General features: G+C 66.3%; 17 protein-coding genes. 13 read left to right on the top strand and 4 right to left on the bottom strand.

Translation table 11 applies throughout. From position 1 onward, the window contains the following. Positions 1–19: 19 nt before the first annotated feature. From ACFWBT_RS12355 to ACFWBT_RS12410, 12 genes are all read left to right on the top strand, one after another. A complete protein-coding gene (locus ACFWBT_RS12355; RefSeq protein ID WP_385698658.1) occupies positions 20–1,678 on the top strand; it encodes a beta-N-acetylhexosaminidase in 1,659 nt (552 codons plus the stop codon). 281 nt (positions 1,679–1,959) lie between these two features. After that, positions 1,960–2,853 carry an FAD binding domain-containing protein gene (locus ACFWBT_RS12360; protein ID WP_385698661.1) on the top strand — a complete coding sequence of 298 codons (894 nt, stop codon included), beginning with the start codon at positions 1,960–1,962 and terminating at the stop codon, positions 2,851–2,853. Then, positions 2,850–4,295, top strand: a complete 1,446-nt coding sequence (locus tag ACFWBT_RS12365; RefSeq protein WP_385698664.1) for a 2Fe-2S iron-sulfur cluster-binding protein — start codon at positions 2,850–2,852, stop codon at positions 4,293–4,295. The genes ACFWBT_RS12360 and ACFWBT_RS12365 overlap by 4 nt, the downstream gene beginning before the upstream one ends. Further along, on the top strand, positions 4,292–6,598 hold the full coding sequence (locus ACFWBT_RS12370; protein ID WP_385698667.1) for a xanthine dehydrogenase family protein molybdopterin-binding subunit: 2,307 nt from the start codon (positions 4,292–4,294) through the stop codon (positions 6,596–6,598). Before ACFWBT_RS12365 ends, ACFWBT_RS12370 begins: the two co-directional genes overlap by 4 nt. Beyond that, complete coding sequence (locus ACFWBT_RS12375) at positions 6,595–6,798, top strand: hypothetical protein (protein ID WP_385698671.1); 204 nt, start codon at positions 6,595–6,597, stop codon at positions 6,796–6,798. Before ACFWBT_RS12370 ends, ACFWBT_RS12375 begins: the two co-directional genes overlap by 4 nt. A gap of 281 nt (positions 6,799–7,079) precedes the next feature. After that, positions 7,080–8,246 (top strand): SUKH-4 family immunity protein, encoded by a 1,167-nt coding sequence (locus ACFWBT_RS12380; RefSeq protein ID WP_385698674.1) that lies wholly within the window; start codon positions 7,080–7,082, stop codon positions 8,244–8,246. 471 nt (positions 8,247–8,717) lie between these two features. Beyond that, positions 8,718–9,521 carry a DUF6551 family protein gene (locus ACFWBT_RS12385; RefSeq protein ID WP_385698677.1) on the top strand — a complete coding sequence of 268 codons (804 nt, stop codon included), beginning with the start codon at positions 8,718–8,720 and terminating at the stop codon, positions 9,519–9,521. A gap of 316 nt (positions 9,522–9,837) precedes the next feature. Beyond that, complete coding sequence (locus ACFWBT_RS12390) at positions 9,838–10,125, top strand: hypothetical protein (protein WP_385698680.1); 288 nt, start codon at positions 9,838–9,840, stop codon at positions 10,123–10,125. 603 nt (positions 10,126–10,728) lie between these two features. After that, positions 10,729–12,102 (top strand): 3'-5' exonuclease, encoded by a 1,374-nt coding sequence (locus ACFWBT_RS12395; protein ID WP_385698705.1) that lies wholly within the window; start codon positions 10,729–10,731, stop codon positions 12,100–12,102. Then, complete coding sequence (locus ACFWBT_RS12400) at positions 12,099–12,812, top strand: DarT ssDNA thymidine ADP-ribosyltransferase family protein (protein ID WP_385698683.1); 714 nt, start codon at positions 12,099–12,101, stop codon at positions 12,810–12,812. The genes ACFWBT_RS12395 and ACFWBT_RS12400 overlap by 4 nt, the downstream gene beginning before the upstream one ends. Beyond that, positions 12,809–14,572 (top strand): ADP-ribosylglycohydrolase family protein, encoded by a 1,764-nt coding sequence (locus ACFWBT_RS12405; RefSeq protein WP_385698685.1) that lies wholly within the window; start codon positions 12,809–12,811, stop codon positions 14,570–14,572. Before ACFWBT_RS12400 ends, ACFWBT_RS12405 begins: the two co-directional genes overlap by 4 nt. A gap of 164 nt (positions 14,573–14,736) precedes the next feature. Then, positions 14,737–15,381, top strand: a complete 645-nt coding sequence (locus ACFWBT_RS12410) for an HAD family hydrolase (protein WP_385698688.1) — start codon at positions 14,737–14,739, stop codon at positions 15,379–15,381. Here ACFWBT_RS12410 and ACFWBT_RS12415 read toward each other — a convergent pair. The 4 genes from ACFWBT_RS12415 to ACFWBT_RS12430 form a co-directional block, all read right to left on the bottom strand. Next, on the bottom strand, positions 15,378–16,229 hold the full coding sequence (locus tag ACFWBT_RS12415; protein ID WP_385698691.1) for a DUF1932 domain-containing protein: 852 nt from the start codon (positions 16,227–16,229) through the stop codon (positions 15,378–15,380). The genes ACFWBT_RS12410 and ACFWBT_RS12415 overlap by 4 nt on opposite strands. Then, complete coding sequence (locus ACFWBT_RS12420; protein WP_385698694.1) at positions 16,226–16,723, bottom strand: guanylate kinase; 498 nt, start codon at positions 16,721–16,723, stop codon at positions 16,226–16,228. Before ACFWBT_RS12420 ends, ACFWBT_RS12415 begins: the two co-directional genes overlap by 4 nt. Positions 16,724–16,809: 86 nt before the next feature. Then, a complete protein-coding gene (locus ACFWBT_RS12425; protein ID WP_385698697.1) occupies positions 16,810–17,826 on the bottom strand; it encodes an AAA family ATPase in 1,017 nt (338 codons plus the stop codon). Positions 17,827–18,058: 232 nt separating this feature from the next. Next, the gene (locus ACFWBT_RS12430) at positions 18,059–18,415 is read right to left on the bottom strand and encodes a winged helix-turn-helix domain-containing protein (protein WP_385698707.1); all 357 of its coding nucleotides are present in this window, start codon (positions 18,413–18,415) and stop codon (positions 18,059–18,061) included. A gap of 483 nt (positions 18,416–18,898) precedes the next feature. Between ACFWBT_RS12430 and ACFWBT_RS12435 the strand changes: the two genes are divergently transcribed. Further along, on the top strand, positions 18,899–19,060 hold the full coding sequence (locus ACFWBT_RS12435; protein WP_385698700.1) for a hypothetical protein: 162 nt from the start codon (positions 18,899–18,901) through the stop codon (positions 19,058–19,060). Positions 19,061–19,174 lie beyond the last annotated feature (114 nt).

The raw sequence follows: 19,174 nt of genomic DNA on the forward strand, positions 1-19,174 counted from the left end.
ACATGGCGGTAAAGGACTGATGGACATGATGGATACGGGTCTGATTCCGGCGCCCCGCGTCGTCGAGAGCGCCGCGCGCGGGGCGTTCGCGCTGGACGCGGCCACCACCCTGTGGGCCGCGCCCGGCACGGACACCACCGAACGCTGGCTGCGCTCGGCGCTCGGCGCGGCACTCGGACTACCGCTGCGACCTGGGACGCAGGACGCTCCCGGCGGCGTACGGCTGCTCCTCGACGACCGTCTGGAACCGGAGGCCTACAAGCTCGTCGCCGGCGACGACGGAGTCGAGATCCGGGGCGGCGACGCGGCCGGGGTCTTCTGGGGTGCGCAGACGCTGCGTCAACTGCTCGGCCCCGACGCCTTTCGCCGCGCCCCGGTCCGTCCGCGCACGTCGTACGAAATCGCGCACCGGGTGATCGAGGACGCACCGCGATTCCGCTGGCGCGGTCTCATGCTCGACGTCTCCCGGCACTTCATGCCCAAGGAAGGCGTCCTGCGCTACCTCGACCTGCTGGCCGCGCACAAACTCAACGTCTTCCACTTCCATCTCACCGACGACCAGGGATGGCGTGTCCAGATCAACCGTTACCCGAGGCTGACGGAGGTCGGGTCCTGGCGGGCCCGCACCAAATTCGGCCACCGGGCCTCACCGTTGTGGGAGGAGAAGCCGCACGGAGGCTTCTACACCCAGGACGACATCCGCGAGATCGTCGCGTACGCGGCCGAGCGGCATATCGCCGTCGTCCCCGAAATCGACATCCCCGGCCACTCGCAGGCCGCCATCGCCGCGTATCCGGAACTGGGCAACACCGACGTCATCGACACGACCTCCCTGACCGTCTGGGACAACTGGGGCGTCTCCAAAAACGTACTCGCCCCCACTGACAACACCCTGCGCTTCTACGAGGGGGTCTTCGAGGAACTCCTCGACCTCTTCCCGGCGGACCCCGCGCGCTTCCCGGAGTTCTCGGGCTTCTTCCACATCGGCGGCGACGAGTGCGCCAAGGACCAGTGGAAGCGGTCGGCCACGGCGCAGGCGCGCATCAAGGAACTCGGGCTCGCCGACGAGGACGCGTTGCAGTCCTGGTTCATCCGGCACTTCGACAACTGGCTCTCCGAGCGCGGGCGTCGGCTGATCGGCTGGGACGAGATCCTGGAGGGCGGTCTCGCGCCGGGCGCCGCGGTGTCGTCGTGGCGCGGGTACCAGGGCGGCGTGACGGCCGCGCGCGCGGGCCACGACGTCGTCATGTGTCCCGAGCAGCACGTGTATCTGGACTACCGCCAGGCCGCGGGCGAGGACGAGCCGGTGCCCATCGCCTACGTGCGCACCCTGGAGGACGTCTACCGCTTCGAGCCGGTTCCGCCGCAGCTCACCGAGGCCGAGGCGCGGCACGTGCTGGGCACGCAGGCCAACGTGTGGACCGAGGTGATGGAGGACCCCGCGCGCGTGGACTACCAGGCGTTCCCGCGGCTCGCCGCTCTCGCGGAGGTCGCCTGGAGCAGCCTGCCGGCCCCCGCGGAACGGGACTTCGCCGGTTTCGAGCGGCGGATGAGCGCCCACTACGCGCGCCTCGACGCCCTCGGGGTGGGCTACCGGGCGCCCGCGGGACCTCGGCCGTGGCAGCGGCGGCCCGGTGTGCTCGGACGCCCGATCGAGGGGGCGCCCCCGAACGTGTGAGACGGCTCACGACCGGTGTGCCCCCCGACCAGTGCCCTGGCACCGTTGCGCCGCAAGGAAAAAAGGCCCCCAAGGGTCACCGAAGAGTGACAATTCGAGCTCACCGGTGATGCCGTGCGAAAACCGGCCATCTCCCTGGTGAGAGGGGCGAATGCCTCCTAGCGGACCCCCGCGTCGGGGGCCGGGGAAGATGTGCCAGAGTTGCCACGTCCGCCCTGTCAGCACGTACCGTACGGCAGCACAGGTGGGACCAGGTGGGGCAGCGGGAAGGGGCAACCGGTTTGACCACGCACGCACCGCAGGCGGCGCAGGCCGTGACGCTGCCCGTCTCGCTGGACGAGGCGGTGGCGGCACTGTCCGCCATGCCCGCGGCCGTTCCGGTGGCAGGTGGCACCGATCTGATGGCCGCGGTCAACTCCGGCCAGCTGAGGCCGGCCGCGCTCGTCGGCCTCGGCCGGATCAGCGAGATCCGCGGCTGGCAGTACCAGGACGGCCACGCGCTGCTCGGCGCCGGCCTCACGCACGCCCGCATGGGCCGCCCCGACTTCGCCGCCCTCATCCCGGCGCTCGCCGCCGCCGCGCGGGCGGCCGGACCGCCGCAGATCCGCAACGCCGGAACCCTCGGCGGCAACATCGCCACGGCCGCGCCCACGGGTGACGCGCTGCCCGTACTGGCCGCCCTGGAAGCCACGCTGATCATCGCGGGCCCGGGTGGAACGCGCCGCGAGATCCCGGTGTCGCACCTGCTCGCGGGCGTGGACATGCTCCGCGGCGGAGAACTCATCGGCTACGTTCGCGTGCCGCTGCTGCACGCCCCGCAGGTCTTCCTGAAGGCCACCGGGCGCACCGGACCCGGGCGCGCGATCGCCTCCGTGGCGCTCGTCCTCGACCCGGCCCGGCGCGGTGTGCGGTGCGCGGTCGGCGCCATAGCGCCGATGCCGCTGCGCCCCCTGGACGCCGAGGCGTGGGTGGCCCAGCTGATCGACTGGGACAACAGCCGCACGATCGTCCCGGAGGCGCTGACCGCGTTCGGGGAGTACGTGGCCGCGGCCTGCATCCCCGACCCCGTCCCGGCCGAGGACGGATCCGTGGTGCCGCTCCCGCCCGCCGTACTGCACCTGCGGCGCACCGTCGCCGCGCTGGCCCGACGAGCACTGGGGAGGGCACTTTCGTGACCGACGACCAGCACGAAGAGAGCGCTCCGCGCAGCGGCGGCCGCTGGGATCCGTTGCCCCAGGGCGACTACGACGACGGCGCGACCGCCTTCGTCAAACTCCCCGAAGGGGGCATCGAGGCCCTCCTCGCCGCCCGGGAGCCGCTCGCGGCGCCCGGACACGGCTATGTGCCCCCGCAGATCGCCGTGACACCCGCCCCGCCCGAGGCGGCGGACCCGGCGGCCACCGGAACGTGGGCCGCCCAGGGCGGCGCCGCCCCCTGGCCGGATCCGAACGCCGGGCAGCCCGCCGCCGACGGCCACGACGACCGGTTCTCGTACCACCCGGGGTCCACCGGGCAGTGGGAGTTCAACGACGCCGCCCGGGACGGCGGCGCCGGACACGACGTGACCGGGCAGTGGTCGATCCCGGTGGCCGGAGGGGATCTTCCGGACGAATCGGGCGAGTTCACCACGTCGGCACTCGTCGAGCAGTGGGGCGGCACACCGCCCGCCACGCTCCCGGGCGGCGCGTCCGCGCCCTGGGCCGGCGAGATCGGCCACGCGTGGACCGCCGACGCGCCCGAAGCCGCCCCTGAGGCCCCCACGGGACCCGTACCGCAGCCGCAGGCCGAATCGCCCGCACAGGCCGCCCAGCGGCCCGCACAACCCACCCACGAGGCCCCTGAGCCCGTCGCCGGCCCCGAGCCGGTGACCGCGGGGACCCACGAGGCGCCCGAGGCGGATCCGGCGCACGAGGTGGCGGGCACGGACGACGGGACGCGCGACGCGGACCACATCGTCCAGGCCCCGCACAACGAACACCCCCTCGCCTCCTACGTCCTGCGCGTCAACGGCGCCGACCGGCCGGTCACCGACGCCTGGATCGGCGAGTCGCTGCTCTACGTGCTGCGCGAACGGCTCGGCCTCGCGGGCGCCAAGGACGGCTGCTCGCAGGGCGAGTGCGGCGCCTGCAACGTCCAGGTGGACGGCCGGCTCGTGGCGTCCTGCCTGGTGCCCGGCGTCACCGCCGCGGGCAGCGAGGTACGGACCGTCGAGGGCCTGGCCACCGAAGGACAGCCCTCCGACGTCCAGCGCGCACTGGCCAAGTGCGGCGCCGTGCAGTGCGGTTTCTGCGTCCCCGGCATGGCGATGACCCTGCACGACCTGCTCGAGGGCAACCCCGCGCCGACCGAGCTGGAGACCCGCCAGGCACTGTGCGGCAACCTGTGCCGCTGCTCCGGCTACCGCGGCGTCCTGGACGCCGTGCGCGAGGTCGTCGCCGAACGCGAGGCGCACTCCGCCGCCGCGGCCGAAGCCCCCGAGGCGGACGAGGCCCGCATCCCGCACCAGGCGGGCCCCGGCGCGGGGGGTGTCCACCCGTCCGCGTACGAGGACAATGCCGCGTACGGCTCCCGGGCGCAGCACGAACAGCCGTACGGCCAGGACGGAGGCCAGGCGTGACCAACCAAGCCGCGACCGCGACACCGGCGGTGCCCGAGACGGGCATCGAGCCCCTGCCGCACGGGCTCGGCGTCTCGCTGCCCACGGCCGAGGCCCGCGCCAAGGCGGAGGGCACCTTCCCCTACGCCGCCGACCTGTGGGCCGAGGGCCTGCTGTGGGCCGCCGTGCTCCGCTCGCCCCACCCGCACGCCCGCATCGTGTCCATCGACACCAGCCACGCGCGCGAGATGCCCGGTGTACGTGCCGTCATCACCCACGAGGACGTGCCCGGCACCCCGCTGCACGGCCGCGGCCGGGCCGACCGCCCGGTGTTCGCCTCCGAGCTCGTACGCCACCACGGGGAGCCCATCGCGGCCGTCGCCGCCGACCACCCGGACACCGCGCGGATGGCCGCCGCGGCCGTCATCGTCGAGTACGAGGTGCTCGAACCGGTCACCGACCCCGAGCAGGCCTTCGAGGCCGAGCCCCTGCACCCCGACGGCAACCTGATCCGCCACATCCCGCTGCGCCACGGCGACCCGGACGCCGTCGGCGACATCGTCGTCGAGGGCCTCTACCGCATCGGCCGCCAGGACCCCGCGCCCATCGGCGCCGAGGCCGGACTCGCCGTGCCCCGCCCCGACGGCGGCGTCGAGCTCTACATCGCCTCCACCGACCCGCACGCCGACCGCGACGCCGCCGCCGCCTGCTACGGCCTGGAACCCGCGCGCGTGAAGGTCGTCGTCACCGGCGTCCCCGGAGCCACCGCCGACCGCGAGGACCAGGGCTTCCAGCTCGCCCTCGGCCTGCTCGCCCTGACCACCGGCTGCCCGGTGAAACTCACCGCTACGCGCGAGGAGTCCTTCCTCGGCCACGCCCACCGGCACCCGACTCTGCTGCGCTACCGGCACCACGCCGACGCCGACGGCACGCTCGTCAAGGTCGAGGCCCAGATCCTGCTCGACGCCGGCGCCTACGCCGACACCTCCGGCGAGTCCCTGGCCGCCGCGGTCTCCTTCGCCTGCGGCCCGTACGTCGTCCCGAACGCCTTCATCGAGGGCTGGGCCGTCCGCACCAACAACCCGCCCTCGGGGCACGTGCGGGGCGAGGGCGCCCTCCAGGTCTGCGCCGCCTACGAGGCCCAGATGGACAAGCTGGCCAAGAAGCTGGGCGTCGACCCCGCGGAACTGCGCCTGCGCAACGCGATGGCCACGGGAGACGTCCTGCCGACCGGCCAGACGGTGACCTGCCCGGCCCCGGTCGCCGAGCTGCTCCAGGCCGTACGCGACTTCCCGCTGCCCGCCCTGCCCAAGGACACGCCCGAGGACGAGTGGCTGCTGCCCGGCGGCCCCGAGGGCGCGGGCGAACCCGGTGCCGTACGCCGCGGTGTCGGCTACGCGCTCGGCATGGTGCACATGCTCGGCTCCGAGGGTGCCGACGAGGTCTCGACGGCCACCGTGAAGGTCCACGACGGCGTCGCCACCGTGCTCTGCGCGGCGGTGGAGACCGGCCAGGGCTTCACCACACTGGCCCGGCAGATCGTCCAGGAGACGCTCGGCATCGACGAGGTCCACGTGGCTCCCGTCGACACCGACCAGCCCCCGGCGGGCCCGAGCTGCCGGGGCCGGCACACCTGGGTGTCCGGCGGAGCGGTCGAGCGCGCCGCCAAGATGGTCCGTACGCAGCTCCTCCAGCCGCTGGCCCACAAGTTCGGCATGTCCACCGAGCTGCTCCAGATCACCGACGGCAAGATCACGTCGTACGACGGAGTGCTGTCGACCACGGTCACCGAGGCGATGGACGGCAAGGAACTGTGGGCGACCGCGCAGTGCCGCCCGCATCCGACCGAACCGCTGGACGAGGCCGGCCAGGGCGACGCCTTCGTGGGCCTCGCCTTCTGCGCCATCCGCGCGGTGGTGGACGTCGACATCGAACTCGGCTCGGTACGGGTCGTGGAGCTCGCGCTCGCCCAGGACGTCGGCCGGATCCTCAACCCTGCGCAGCTGACGGCCCGCATCGAGGCGGGCGTCACCCAGGGCGTCGGCGCCGCGCTGACCGAGAACCTCCGTACGGCCCGCGGCCTGGTCCGGCACCCCGACCTCACGGGCTACGCCCTCCCGACGGCCCTGGACGCGCCCGACATCCGCATCGTCAAACTCGTCGAGGAGCGCGACGTCGTCGCCCCCTTCGGCGCCAAGGCGGCCAGCGCGGTGCCGGTCGTGACGTCGCCGGCGGCCATCGCGTCCGCCGTACGGGCGGCCACCGGCCGGCCGGTCAACCGGCTGCCGATCCGCCCGCAGGCGGCGGTGGTGACGGCGTCGTGACCGCGCGGGAGCCGGCGGCCGGTGAGGCCGTGCCGGGCCGCGGACTCCCGTCGAACGCCGACGCCCCCGCGGTGAGCGGCGACGAGCCCGAACAGCCGCGCTACGAACCCGCGCCCGGCGTCGGGAAGCTGGTGCTCTGGGTGCTGCTCTTCGTCCTGGCGGCCGTGGTGGTCGTCGTGGGCGGCGTCTACTTCGGCTGATCTCCACAGGTTTCCGCCGATCTCCGCGAGTTCGGTCGTTCTCGGCCGATACGGGCTGATGCGCGCCGGGGAGGGCTTGGATGCCTTAGACCCTGGAAGCCCTGGAAGCCCTGGAAGCCTTGGCCATCCGGCCCGCCCTGTTCCGTGGGAAGGCGTTCCCGCGTGTTTCTGGCGTTGTCAGTGGGGCGGCGTATGGTTCTGGCTCAATGGGGAACTGCCGTGGGACGACCGGCTGTTCCTCCGTGGGGGAAGCACGATGCGTTCACATGCGCGGGGGAGCCATGAGTACGACTGACACCGATGTCGGCGGCGCGATCACGCTGGCCGACGACGAACTGGATCCGTTCATCACGCACGCGGGCACCCGGAACCGCCTCACCGGCCCCGGACTGCCCGGCGACGGCACGCTCCTCGGGTTCGGCGCACTGCGGGAGCACGGCCTGCGCACCGTCGCCGACCTGGTGGGCGACGCCGACAAGCTCGCCGAGGAGCTGCGCGACCGGCTCGTCATCGGGGCGCTGCGCAGCCTGGACCGGGACCTGGAGTCGATCGTGCTGGACGGGACGACGGGCGAGGTCTCCTCGACACACGTCCGGCGGAACCCCGCCCACCTGGACCTCTCGCCCCTGGCGCCCTCCCTGGAGGCCCTGCTGCGCTTCGCGGCGGCCACCGAGGAACTGACCCTGTCCCGGGGCGGGCCGGGCCCGTTCGGCCCGAAGGCGGTCGCGGAGGTGTCGGACCGGCTGAGCGCGGTCTTCGAGGACGGCGTGGGCGGGCACGTGCCGCCGTACTGGCGGATGGCGGCGCTGATCCGCCCGCTCGCCCGGATCGCCGGACCCGGTGAAGGGCTCGTCCTCGGCCTGCCCAAGCGGCTGCTGGACGAGGAGTTCGGCGCGGGCGAGATCATGCGCTTCGAGGACGTCGACTTCCCGCCCGCGCTGACGCACGAACCGACCCGCCGCTTCCTGCGGGAGACCGGCCTGCCCGAGGACGGCTTTCTCTTCCAGCTGGACACGGAGGTGCCGCTGCCGGCCCTCACCGAGTACTACGCGGACGAGCGCCCCGACGAGTTCTCCGCAGGCCTGCTCCCGGCCGCCGCCGACCGCCTGATCCGCCTCGGCTACCTCCTGGAGGACACCAGCCTGGTCGTGGACGGCATCACGGGCGCGGTGCTGGCCTGGAGCGAGCCGGACCTCACCCTGCGCCCGCTCAACGCGGACATCTCCACGCTCGCGTTCACCCTCTGGCTCCTCCACCGCGAGAAGGCGGTGGACGCGGCCCACGGCCTCAGCGACTCCTACGAACAGCTCGCCGCCACTCTGACCGAGACCCTCGCCACCGTCGACCCCGCCGCCTGCGACCCGACCCCGTCCCTCCCGGGCGACGACGGCCGACGCCACTGGCCGGAGATATTCGAGAACCAGGCGGGCGGCACCCTGTACGCGTAGCGCCAACGGCCCGACTCGGGCGGACGAGGGAAGGGGCCGCATCGCAGGGGAACGGAGACGGGAACTGAGGCGGATGACCGCAAGGGTGGCATCCCTTCCGGGGTGCCACCCTTTTGTTTTTCCTGGTCAGGCCACTTGAGGCCGTGGCGGGAATTGAACCCGCGTAACTCGCTTTGCAGGTTTGTCTCTGCTGATCAAGGTGCGGTTCGGGTGCGTCCACCGGTGTTCATTCCCGTGCGAACGCCGTGTTGGCGGTGGGCGGATGGACGGCTCCGGACGGCCGCGCACGAGTATGAATGAGACGGAAACTGAGACGGGCTCCGGGCCTCCGAGGCACGCGAGCCGGTTGAGCCAGATGGCCGTATGTGATTGATTGCTCACGCGCTGTATCCTCAGGCCCAACATAGCCGCACATCCACCCAACGCAGCGCCTCACAGCGAACCATATTGCTGAAGGGCAGAAGTATGGACATGGGTGGATACGCTTACCGCATCCCCGCGCACAAAGTGCACTACGGGGTTAAGGTCCAGATTGCGGATCTGAAGATTGACCGGCAGGCGCAGCGCATGCTGAACGAGCGACGCGCTCAGAAGATCGCCAGCAGGCTGGTTTCCGAAGCGCTCGGCTCGATCATCGTGTCGCAGCGAGAGGACGGCAGCTGCTACATCGTCGACGGGCAGCACAGGTGGCGCGCCTGCGCCCTGGCTGGCGTCAACACTCTCATTGCTGAGGTTCACCACGGCCTCACGCAGGCGCAGGAAGCGATGCTGTTCCTGATCAAGAATCAGGAATCTCACAAACCGCGCCCGATCGATGAGTTCCACGTGGGACTCACGGGGGGTGTTCTCCTCTACGTCGACACCGCCCGCGTCCTGGAGAAGCATGCCCTGACGCTCGGCTCTACGTCGACAAACGGTGTCGGCGCAGTATCCGGTGTTCTTCAGATCACCGAGCGCTATGGCGCTGACGTGTTCGACCGCACTCTGACGGTGGCAGAGGCGGCTTGGGGGAGGTCGGCCGACACCTGGGACGGCATGCTGCTCGGCGGTGTCGGGGTTTTTCTCGGCCGGTGGGGTGACCTCATCGACGACGTAGAGCTTGCCAGGAAGATGGCGAACCTGGGCACGGCTGCCAAGTGGCGTTCCGAGATTCTCAGCCAGTCGTCCCGCGGTGGATTCAACAACAGCGGGGGGTCGCGTGTGATGACTGCGTGCGGCGCCGTCGTGAACGCTTGGAACCGGGGCCGTAAGGCCGAGAACCGTATCGAAGCGTAACTCGACGATGAGCCGACGCCTTCCGCTTGGGCGAGAAGGCGAGAGTCCACAGGCTTGACCTGAGCGTGCGTTGCTCGTGCTTGCAACCGCGTGGCCCTGTCACGCGGTTGCGACGGGTATCGCCTTGCGCGTCATGGGCGTTGGCGATCCGGCTTATGGCGGCCAGCTTCCCGTCTCTCATAGGTATCGAGCTCCCCCTTGCCCTGCGCGGGGCGTGATGCCGACGTCGCTCTCGTCTTGCCGACCGCAGCGAAGAGGTCAGCAAACTGTGTTTCTACAACTTCCTGATGGTGCGCCAGCATGGGCCATCATCCCCGTGGCCGTCGTCGGCCTGGTGCTCGCCGTGGCTCAGGTGTTCAAGAACCTCCCCAGCAGTGCGATCAACAGGTTCTTCGAGCACCGAACGTCGAAGTATCAGATCATCGCAAGTGACTCGAAGGGGCGTGTGGCGGCGATGCAGAAGCAGCGACTCGTGTTCTTCGCGTTCGTCATGTGCATCTTCGTAGTCGCGCTCGTCTTCATCGAGTCGACGAAGAACGAGGCCAAGGCGCCGGCGCACAGCCCGGCTCCGACGGTCACGAACGGTCCCCGGGCAGTCCCGTGATCACCGTGCCCGATCGGTGTCGTGAGCCGTGTATGTGAGAGGGGCGGCACCCTGTATGGGGGTGCCGCCCCTTCGGGCATGTTCTGCGGAGACTGTCAAGGTATGTTGCTGACCAGGCAATTCGGCGGTTGCTTGCGTTGGTTGGTGTTGAACCCGCGTGAGGCCGATGTGCCCTCGTTGTGCCCTCCAGGTATGGCTAGGGCACGTCACGTGCCGTCAGCACAGAAGCCCCGCCTCGATCCGGCATCCTTCAGGACGGGCCGTTCGTTTTGCTGTTGCGACAGCCGGCGCGATGCGCCTCGTTGCCATGCCCGGCACGTTCCCCAGGCTCGACTTCGCTCGCGTGGGTGGTACGCCGAAACCCGAAGCACGTTCAGTACGCAGAGACGCGAAGCGAAGAGACTCCCGTGCAGGTGCCCTCTCATCGGGAACCGGCTGCCAAGACCGCCGAAAGCAGGCATGCTTTCCGTGAGGGCCGTCACGCCAGCCTGCGCTACCGCCAGTGCGGTGGCGCAACATCTGTTGACATCAAGGTGACCTCGTGGTCGTGCTGACCATGTGGCAGCCAGATGACAGGGGGAACAGTTGACTCTGCCAACACCAGTGGGTCGTCAGCCGTACGTTGCCTACCTGCCTCCTAAAGGACATCAAGTCGTTCTCGGGACAGCGGGCACGGGCAAGACGGTTATGGCAATGCTAAGGGCCTTGTACCTATCAGACCCTGGTGTGGAAGGATCTGGCAGGACTCTTCTCGTTACCTACAACAACGCGCTGGTCAAATACCTAAGCCACTTGTCGCAAGGGAAACCTGCGCCTAGTCTCGATATCCGAACTTATGCCAAGTTTGCCCGTGGTTACCTGAACAGTCGCGGTTTGATGAATGGCTGGAATGTGATTGCCGACGCCGAGCCACGCCGTCGGATGATTGATTCAGCAATTCGTGATGTTAAGAAGAAATATAAACCGCACTCTTTCTTTGAGCGCGAGACCGGCTGGTTTCAGGATGAGCTTGCCTGGATAGCAGGGATGGGAATCCGGACGGAATCCGACTACTTGGGCGCCGAACGCTTAGGGCGTAGGACTCCTCTAAGTGCGGATCTCAGAAAAGTGGTCTGGAGGATTCGCGATACTTATCGCGAGATCCGAACCGAGAAAGGTCAACGGTTCGATTGGAGTGATATCGCGCTGACGGTGCATGATCAGCTTGCCATTGATGATCGCTCGCGTCTCTATCGGCACGTCATTATCGATGAGGGGCAGGACCTGTCCCCCGAAGAGATCCGCTCTCTAGTTGCTGCTGTACCAAAAGACGGATCTGTAACTTTCTTTGGTGATTACGCGCAACAGATTTACGGCCAAGCAATGTCTTGGCGTGCTTGCGGTCTGCAAGTTAGGCAGGTTGAAACTTTCCGAGATAACTATCGAAATTCGGCGGCGATTGCCAAAGTTGCTATCGCGCTGAGCTCTCAGCCATTCTTCGGAAAAACGAACGACCTAGTTCCTCCCGTCGCTCCTACGGCTAGTGGCCCCAAGCCCACGCTAGTTAGCTGCGCTAGTCAGGAGGAGGAAATCACCGTAGTGCAAAATGCAGCCAAGCGACTAGGTACTGTTGGGACAGTTGCCGTTGTGGGGCGCACTTGGGCAGATGTCGATCGAGCCTGCCAAGGAATCCAGTCACGCCGCCTGAAAAGCGATCAATACTTCTGGGATTCAAGGCCGGGTGTCTATCGCACGACCTATCACTCCGCTAAAGGACTTGAATTCGATGCAGTGCTGATGCCATTCTGTGGCGGTGACACGGTTCCTCATTCAGAGGTGGTTGACTCGCTAGGAAAGGATGATGCTGCCGAGCGGGAAGCGAAGCTTCTCTATGTCGCCATTACGCGAGCAAAATCAGAACTGCTCATCACTCATAGCGGCGGCTTGACTCCGCTTCTCCCCACCGAAACCGATCTATTTGCCGAGGTCAAGCCGTGACTATCATTGATGGTGTAGTCGCTGAGGCGTTGGAGAAGTGCGGAGTCACTCGGTTGACTCACTTTACCCCATCGCACAATCTGTTTCATATTTTCAAAGACGGCGCGATCCGAAGCAGCAAGGATTTGGCTGCTGCCGCACCTGAATACTTTTCGCCTACGGATAAAGAAAGGTTCGACAAAAATCCTGACAAGGTTTGTTGCAGCTTCCAATATCCGAATGGATACTACCTTGCCCAAGCTCGCTTCAAGCCCGACTATGTGAACTATCCGGACTGGGTGTGTTTCCTTCTTGAGAGTGAACTAGCAGCCCGGCCCGGTACCCTGTTCGCCCCCTGTAACGCGGCAAAGCAGAGCGGCGCGCTTCTAAAAGCAGGCGCACAAGCGCTTATGGATTGCTTCGCGCCAGTCAGCGATGGGTGGCCTCGCGGTCAAAACCACCACCCGGGTGCAGCGACTAACCTGCAAGCTGAAGTTCTAGTACCTGGGCCGATCGACATTAGTTCAATTGTGAGCATCGTAGTACCGACGGCTTCCGCGGCATCTACTGAATTCGCGCGCCTTAAGATCATGGGGTTGGACCCGACACGCATCTCATGGGCCGTTTCGTCAGTGCTCTTTGAGAAGGATGAACTGAGTAGGCGTGTACGATTTGGGCGTCAGATCGATGTGCAGCCCTGGGCGCCCTCGCACAATGGAGATAAGCCGTGAATGACCCTAGCTCTATTGCGGATCTTCCTCACCGCGCACGGGGACTTCTCATTGGTGCCGCCGTAGGGGATGCCCTTGGTTGGCCACAGGAACAGCGAAGCGGAATTGTAGGAGGCCAGCGAGCACGACATGTTGAACCGAAGCTAGAATTCCGCGGCTGGCAACGGTGGGGTGGAACGCAATTCTCTAAATATGAAGATCCGGTTATCGGTGGCCAGTATAGCGACGACACGCAGCTGTTGCTTGCTACTGCCCGTTCATGCCTTAAGGGTGAAGACTGGTATGCCTGGTTCACCTCCGTGGAGCTGCCGGCTTGGCCGGTTTATCAGCGAGGTGGCGGGCGGGCAGTACTAAAGGCGGCTCGTTCCTGGGAGTCGGAGCAAGCGCCTTGGGATGGCGCTGCACAGTCTGTGAAATCCTATTTCGAAGCGGGTGCGAACGGGGTTGCAATGAGAATTGCTCCACATGTGCTCGCAACGCTTGATGACGACTCCGTAAAGCCTTTGATCTCTCGGGTCGTTCTTGATGGGATTGGAACCCACGGACATGTCAGGGCGCTTTTGGGTGCGGTTGTTCACGCCCTAACCTTGCGGCACGCCATGAGGCGGCAGGGAACCATGGAGTACGGCGATCTCATTGCAGAGCTAATTGATTCTCCGGCATGGACCGATTTTGATTCCGCTGCCGCACGTTTGCCGCGGGAGTGGATGAATAAATTTGAAGGAATGTCGGGTGGTTCTTTCCGTGAATCCTGGCTGGAGACCTCCAAGGAGGTGATGGCCTTGCTGCAAATCTGTCAGGATTCTCTCCAGAGGGCAGCGCTCGCTGATGATGAGAAGACGCTCAATGCCCTCGGATGTTTCGACACGAAAGTCAATGGATCGGGGACGGTTACGGCGGTGGCCGCATGCTATTTGGCCGCCAGGTTCGCCGCGAGGCCATCGATGGGACTCTTGCGTTCTGCCTTCCTGCTTGGTGCTGATACCGACACCCTCGCATCCATGACCAGTTCAATTCTGGGTGCGTTGCATGGTCCTGATTGGCTGGGAAGCCTTGCTGACGATGTTCAAGATGCGCAATACATTCGGGAAACATCCGACATGCTCGTCTCCGCTTCGAAGCGGTATGCGGCGACGTCGCGGCCGGTTGGACGCGGCGCAGTGAAGGATTGGGTTTCGTCCCTCACTGCTGGTCGTGAGATGAGGGCTTTCGTTGATGGCCGAGCCGTTTCAGACGTGCACGTTCATGGCTTGAAATCTGCAACAAAGCAGAAGATGGAACGGTACAAACTCGTGCTTGTGGACGGTCAAACTCTGATCATCGACCGTAGGATCGGTAGGGAAAAGCTAGACCAGTCGGAAGACGTGCCGAGGGTTAGTGGGCAGCTAGAATTTCCTCCTGCGCATAGTCAAGCGGTGCCGACTAGGATTGCTGTTCACGTTGCCGACCTGTCAAAGACGCGCAGTTTCTATGCAGATGTCCTGGGAGTTCACGCTCCGGAGTCACAGCAGGTAATTTATGTGACACCTTGGTTGGCATTCCTTCAGCATCCCAATATGCCTGGTGATTTGAAGAGTGGTCCTGTTCAAATCACGGTTTCCACTCCGGATACGAGGCGGGTGAGGATGTTGGTGGAAAAGCTAAAAATCCCCACTATCCCCCCTGGCCCCCGGGACGTTGAGGGATCTCTCAGGGTGATTGACCCAGATGGAAATGAGGTTCTGGTCTGGCCAACTGGGCGGGAGCAGCGCCGGCCGTGATGGGACACATTGAAACTTCCGCATGTGACGCGTCTGAGCGTCGTGCACGCTATTGCACGGAACGTGGCCATGTGGGCGATCGAGTGCCTCTGCCCTCCTGCTTGGGTACTCGATCACCGTAGGACTAGCAGTCAGGTGAGGCCGATCGTGCGTAACGTCGCCTTGTGCTGGCACTCTTCGACCTCGACAACACCCTGATCGACCGCAGTGCGGGCCTTAAGCATTGGGCTCGTGACTTCGTGCGCGCGCGCTCTCTGCCCCCGGAGGCGGAGGCTGTCATCGGTGATCGGCTCCGCGATCGGGCGCACCGCGAGGACTTCGTAGGCCTGGGGGTGGCCCTCGGCCTCAGCGACCGCCCGGGCGACCTCTGGCACGAGTACGTCGATGGTGTTGCGCGATCGGTGTGCTGTTTCCCTGGGGCCCGGGAAGGCCTCGAAGCGCTCCGCGGCGCGGGGTGGACGATCGGCGTCGCGACGAATGGTGCGGGGGACATCCAGCGTGCCAAGCTCGCGGCGGCCGGCCTGACCCCTCTCTTCGACGGCATCTGTGTCTCGGAGGAGGTAGGGGTGCGAAAGCCGGAGCGCCGTCTCTTCGAGGCTGCGGCGGCGGAGTGCGGCGCGTCTCTCAGCGCTGGAGGGTGGATGGTCGGCGACAACCCCGAGAAGGACATGGGCGGGGCGAGGGCGGCGGGATTGCAGACACTTTGGATTGCCAGTGGCCGTGAATGGGCCCATGGCCTTTACGAGCCCGACGTCATGGTGCCGGGCATCGTGGAGGCCATCGAGGTACTGCAAGGGACAGCGTTCTAGGTCGGCTCTCCTTTCGGGCTTACGTGCAACTCCTGTACTACGAGCGCGAGATCTGGCGATGTGTCCTTGAGGCCTGCCCATCGCTCCATCACGGCTGCTGCGGCGTCGGCCAGATCAGAGGGGAGCCCTGCCTCTTCGAGAGCGTGCGCTGCCTCCTTCATCTCCGGCCCCCAGCGCCAGGACCGAGCGGCGACCTTTGGGAAGTACGCGGTCTCTGCCAGGTAGCTGGTTGTACGTCCTTCGGCGATGTCGAGTAGTTCCGCCTCCACTCCGTGGTCACTGGCGAGGGCGTAGGCGACCGCGGCCAGAACGCGGCTGGCCTTCTGGTAGCTGCTGTACGAGAGCTTGAGCGCGGACGCCTGTCCGAGCTCGCCCGACAGGAGACGTGCTTGAACAGTGCTTCCCTCGAAGAGTTGGGCCACCGGGTGCAGTGCGTCGGCAGGCCCGGATAGGTAGAGGCGAGGGCTCTTGGAGTCCGACGGCGGAGACCCGATCACTGAGCCGTCCACCGCGGTCGCCCCGGAGCGCTGCACGATGGCGCTGATGTTGGCCATCGTCGCGGGGGACACGGCGTTCCCATCGACGTAGATTCCGGCGTACGAGCAAGCTGCGACGTTCTGTGCCACGTCTTCGGCGGCGGCAGGCGGGCACAGACTAAGGATGATGTCGGCCCGCTCGACCATCTCACTCAGCGCCCGTATAGGGGTGAGGCCGTATCGCTCGGCCCGCTCCTTGCTGCTCGTGCTGCGTCCGGCCGGACACCACAGAACCTCAGCACCGGAGCGCCTTGCCTGAGCGGCGACGGCAGCTCCCATGCTGCCCGGGTGCAGGATGCCGAGGGTCGTCATCCGACAAGCTCCCGGATGTTCCGGCTCTCCGCTGAGGCAGTGGCCGCGAGGGCGTCGACGATGACGTTGGCGGACTCGGTAGGGCTCATCTTGTCGGTCCGGAGGGTGAGGGTCCATGGCTCGGTTTCGTGGGCCAACAGGTCCTTTTGGGTCTCGTACCAGATTTTTACCCGAGCCTCTACGTCCTTGTCTCCGCGGCCGATAGAACGCGACTCCGTGGTGTCCAGGGGGCACCACAGGAGCACACGAATCCAGTACAGGGGGAAGGCAGCCACCGCACTGGCCCCCACGACCTGGCCCATGTGTAGAACGGGGATGCGGCCAGTTTCGACCAGGGCCGCGACGCCATGCCGGTCGATGGCGTACTCAGCGTCGTAGCGGGCGTTGCGGTAGAGGAGTCCTCCCGCACGCGACAGTTCTTCGATGTGGTCAACGGTCGTGAGCCGGTATCCCGTCGTACGCCCGGGACCTGCCTTGAGCCGCTCGAACAGCACGAACTCTGACCGGAGCCGAGTCAGTTCATTGGTGATTGTGTCCTTGCCGGAGCAGGGTGGCCCGTACAGGATTACGCCGGACGGCATCACAGCCCGCCGCCGCTCAGCACGTCGCGCGCCTCGTCGACCAAGGCGACGGCAGCGCCAAGGCTGTTGTCGACGACGAAGTGCGGGCCCTGCGGACGGAACTTCAGATCGAGCCCCGACGCGTATTCCTCCCACGCTTCCATCTTCCAGGCATCGCGCGCGGCACCTCGGAATTCGATGTACTCGCGCATCGATTCGAGGTCGCAGGCGACCCATATAGTCGCGACTGACACCCGCTTTGACCGGCAGCGGTTCTGGAAGCGCTGCATCCATTCGGTCTTGCCAAACTCGGCGATGAACGGGGCATCGAGGATTGCCGAGATTCCGCAATCCAAGTTGTCCCATGCGGCTTCCATGAGACACCGGTATTCCAGTGGGCGGACCTTCTTGCGGTAAAGCTCCGAACTCCGGTCGTGTGCCTCTCCGCCCAATGAAACAAGGAGTTGGTCGACCAGTGGGCGTGTCAGCGAGTCCTTGTCAAGGATCGGCCAACCGGTGAGTCCTCCGAGGAACTTTGCGAACTCTGACTTCCCCGACCCTGCGTACCCCCCGACTAGGATCACGATCGGACCGTCAGTGCTTACCCCTGCTGCGTGGCGGCTCCATGCGTTGACCACGCGATTGCGCAGAGCCTCGCTGTCCACGTCGTCGGTGCCTTCGTGGATGCTGCTCAGCGCTTTACGTACTGCGTCCGGTTGGTCGGGGAGCTTTCGCTCAGCTGAAGCGGGCGCCGGTACGGATTCCACAGGGGCATCCTCTCCGGGCAGGGCTTTACGGAAGCCGAGTTGGGCCTCATTGCGACGATAGAGTCGGCAGTATGCCCGGCGGTAATGCGGACCGGGGTATACGGAACCCTTTTCGTGGCCCCAGATCGTCTGGAAGTTCGCGGCAATGTTGAAGCCGTGCCGCTCCGCGATTTCGCGGAGCTTCTCCCCAGTGTCTTCCAGGGTGAGGCCTATCTCCTCGCGGTGCATCCGCAGGAGATCCGGCTTCCAATCCGGGTGCTTCCGAGCCATCTGCCCCTCCTAGATAGCTGGTCGGAGCCGCGAGTGTAGCGGCCCGACTAGCACTGTGGAAATTCGTGATAGCGCATGTGTAAGCGGATGTATAAAACGGCTTGGATGTTCTCAGGTAGCGGGACGTGATACCGATTTTCGCGCCGCGGCGGTGAACTTGTGGCACATCGAAGAGGAGGTTTAGATGCTCCACGGCGCGGCCAATCAGGCTCCACCCCGGCTTGCTGGAAAGTCAGTTCTCTTCCAGGGTCGTCACGCGTTGGCGCAGCTCTCCGACTTCGCTTCGCAGCCTGTCGACTTCCTCGCGCAGCTCCGCCAAAGTCCTGACCGGATCGGCGAGTTGTGCGGCGGAGCGGCCGGCGTCGGCAGTCAGGAACACGCCCTTGCCCTGATGGCTGACGACGAGCCCGTCAGCCTTGAGCTGATTGATGGCGGTGCGGGCGACGGTCACTGTGACGCCGTAAGTCTTCTGAAGGTCCCCGAACGAGGGGAGCTGACCGGTGTCGGCGAACTCGTCATCCGCGATGCGTCGCCGCAGGTCGTTGGCCACCTGCTGATAGGCGAACTGCTTACCGGTCCACTCGACCATCTGCACCCCAAGTCTTGTTCGGTCTCTGCCTCATAGTGCCCGTGTCTCAGAGAGAGAACCAGCGCCCCACGCCTCTTGTTCCGTGAGCGGACTTGACGCACTCTGCCTCACAGTGCACCCTGAGGCAGAGTTGAGAAGCGGCTCAGCCCGGAAGGGCAGAGCACTTGATCGACCTGTCTGACCTGCGTGAACAGCGCCCGGAGGAAAGCCCTGCAAGGGGTGAGTACGAAGTGAGCGCGCGTTGCTTGAGAACTCAACAGCGTGCCTGAGGTAGCCGCTCCACCTCTGCAAGTAAGAGGGCGGCGTGCGCGGGTTCTGCCCTTGCGTGCGGTACAGCGCGACTGACCTTTCCGCAGCTCAACGGCTGCGGCCGGTTGCCTCCCCTGCCCGTCCGGACCACGCGGCCGTACGGGCGGGGTGGCAGGGAGCCGGGGCCGGAACCGTCCGGCCGGGCCCACACCGACGACCTGTCAGGAGTCCCACATGGCAAGCAAGAAGTCGCAGCAGTCGTCCGACCTGACCACCCCGGAGAACGTCCAGAAGGGCCAGCAGGTCTACGCCCGCATCGTGTCCGGCGAGTGCAAGGACGTGGCGGCGGAGCTGAAGGCCACCTACGGCCACACCGGCGACCGCAAGAGCAACTGACACACACCCCACGAAACGGCGCGCGGCTCCGGTGCTCGAACACCGGAGCCGCTTTCGGGCCGTACCACCTGCAAGGGAGACCACGACCCAATGAACGAGATTACTGTCCTGGAC

It is taken from the genome of Streptomyces sp. NPDC060027, from assembly GCF_042737005.1.
GTDB lineage: Bacteria > Actinomycetota > Actinomycetes > Streptomycetales > Streptomycetaceae > Streptomyces.

Coding starts and splice junctions, on each gene's coding strand:
- ACFWBT_RS12355 (WP_385698658.1), top strand. CDS start 20: ATGGACATGATGGATACGGGTCTGATTCCGGCGCCCCGCGTCGTCGAG.
- ACFWBT_RS12380 (WP_385698674.1), top strand. CDS start 7,080: ATGAGTACGACTGACACCGATGTCGGCGGCGCGATCACGCTGGCCGAC.
- ACFWBT_RS12385 (WP_385698677.1), top strand. CDS start 8,718: ATGGGTGGATACGCTTACCGCATCCCCGCGCACAAAGTGCACTACGGG.
- ACFWBT_RS12415 (WP_385698691.1), bottom strand. CDS start 16,229: ATGACGACCCTCGGCATCCTGCACCCGGGCAGCATGGGAGCTGCCGTC.
- ACFWBT_RS12425 (WP_385698697.1), bottom strand. CDS start 17,826: ATGGCTCGGAAGCACCCGGATTGGAAGCCGGATCTCCTGCGGATGCAC.
- ACFWBT_RS12430 (WP_385698707.1), bottom strand. CDS start 18,415: ATGGTCGAGTGGACCGGTAAGCAGTTCGCCTATCAGCAGGTGGCCAAC.
- ACFWBT_RS12435 (WP_385698700.1), top strand. CDS start 18,899: ATGGCAAGCAAGAAGTCGCAGCAGTCGTCCGACCTGACCACCCCGGAG.